The organism is Levilactobacillus enshiensis (assembly GCF_007115095.1).
GTDB classification, from domain to species: Bacteria; Bacillota; Bacilli; order Lactobacillales; family Lactobacillaceae; genus Levilactobacillus; species Levilactobacillus enshiensis.
Window position 1 is genome coordinate 2,870 of record NZ_SULH01000028.1, and the last position, 604, is coordinate 3,473.

General features: G+C 45.7%; 1 pseudogene. It reads right to left on the bottom strand.

The features are described from left to right. Positions 1–180: 180 nt before the first annotated feature. A pseudogene (locus FAY32_RS14745) lies at positions 181–604 on the bottom strand (MSCRAMM family adhesin SdrC); the annotation flags it as partial.

The following is a 604-nucleotide window of genomic DNA, read 5'->3' on the forward strand; positions in this document are numbered from 1 at the left end:
GATTCTCGAAAGCGAGTCCGCTTCAACCAGTGAGTCAGAAAGTGAGTACCTCTCCGAGAGTGAATCAACGTCTGAATCAGAATCTATTTTGGTTAGCGAATCCGAGTCTGTTTCCACGGCAGAGAGTGAATCGACTTCAATCTTAGAAAGTGAATCCGCTTCGACAAGTGAGTCAGAGAGTCAGTATCTTTCCGAGAGTGAATCCACATCTGAGTCCGAATCTACTTTGGTCAGTGAAAGTGAGTCTGTTTCGACAGCGGAAAGTGAATCAACTTCGATTCTTGAAAGTGAGTCCGTTTCAACCAGTGAGTCTGAATCGCTTTTGACTAGCGAATCCGAATCTCTTTCAACAGCGGAAAGTGAGTCGACTTCGATCTTAGAAAGCGAGTCTACCTCAGCCAGTGAGTCGGAAAGTGAATACCTCTCCGAGAGTGAATCCACGTCGGAATCCGAATCTACTCTGGTAAGTGAAAGTGAATCTGTTTCGACAGCGGAAAGCGAATCGACTTCGATTTTGGAAAGTGAATCGGCTTCGACGAGTGAGTCTGAATCGATTTTGACTAGCGAATCCGAATCTCTTTCAACAGCTGAGAGTGAATCGACC